General features: G+C 74.3%; 2 protein-coding genes. Both read left to right on the top strand.

What is annotated here, in order from left to right:
- Positions 1 to 522, top strand: a 522-nt coding sequence (locus ACIGO6_RS41650) for a hypothetical protein (RefSeq protein WP_399886035.1), incomplete at its 5' end; no start/stop codon positions are given.
- 127 nt (positions 523 to 649) lie between these two features.
- The coding region (locus ACIGO6_RS41645) for a hypothetical protein (protein ID WP_399886033.1) at positions 650 to 1,087 on the top strand (438 nt) is incomplete at its 3' end.

The following is a 1,087-nucleotide window of genomic DNA, read 5'->3' as shown; positions in this document are numbered from 1 at the left end:
CGTAAGGACGGCACGTCCAAGCGGCGGGGCTACCGCTTCGCGATGGTGTTCGCCTCGGCTGCCGTGGTCACCGGGGGCGTCGCCCTTCCGGCGTCGGCCGCGACGGCGGCCCCGAGTCATTCCACGGTCTCCAGCGCCGTCACGGGTGGCGGTTCCGGCGGTGCCGGTGGCGGCAGTGTCTTCGGCAACGGCGGCGCGGGTGGCGCGGGGGGCAGCAGCGTCTTCGGCGGCGGGGGCGGTGGTGGCGGCGGTGGCGGCAGTGTCTTCGGCAACGGCGGCACGGGCGGCGCGGGCGGCAGCAGCGTCTTCGGCAACGGCGGCACCGGCGGCTCCGGCGGCGGCAGCATCTTCGGTGACGGCGGTGCGGGTGGCCTCGGCGGCAGCAGCGTCTTCGGCAACGGCGGAGGCGGCGGCAACGGCGGCAACACCGTCTTCGGCGACGGCGGTGCGGGCGGAGCGGGCGGCACCAGCATCTTCGGCGACGGCGGCGCCGGCGGCCTCGGCGGCTTCAGCGTCTTCTGATCCCCCACCCCCCGGGGGGCCAAGGCGGCCCCCACCCGGGCGGGACGGAGGTCTCGCAGGCCTCCGTCCCGCTTCCTGATCGGCCACCTGCACGGGGACATCTGTGTCCCGGAATCGGAGAACCCTCATGGCCAGAAGTCTCTGGCAGCGTCCGCTCGTCCTGGCGATGGCCTCGGCGGCTCTCGCCACCGGCACCACCTACGCCGCCCAGGCGGCGCAGAACACTTCCGCAGGCTCCAGCCACTCCACCGATGCCCGGCCTCACCCCGGCCACTCCGAGTACTGCGGCAAGGGCGGCAAGGGCGGGGAAGGAGGCAGGGGCGGGGAGCCCGGTCAGCCGGGCGAGCCCGGCCGGCCCGGTTGTTTCCGGCCCGGTGACCTGCTGCCGGACAAGCCGGAAGGATCCAAACCCGCCGGGGCGGACCGGATACGGATCGTGCTGGCCGTGCTGTCCGGGCACATCACGAGCGCCGGAGCCGCCGAGAAGTACGAGGTCCCGCACGAGGAGATCGACACCTGGAAACGGCAGTTCCTCGACGGCGACTGGCTCGCACTGTTCGCCCAC

This window comes from Streptomyces sp. NPDC053750, from assembly GCF_044544295.1.
Taxonomy (GTDB): Bacteria; Actinomycetota; Actinomycetes; order Streptomycetales; family Streptomycetaceae; genus Streptomyces.
Note: the sequence above shows the minus strand (reverse complement) of the source record. Positions and strands in the feature narration are given on the sequence as shown.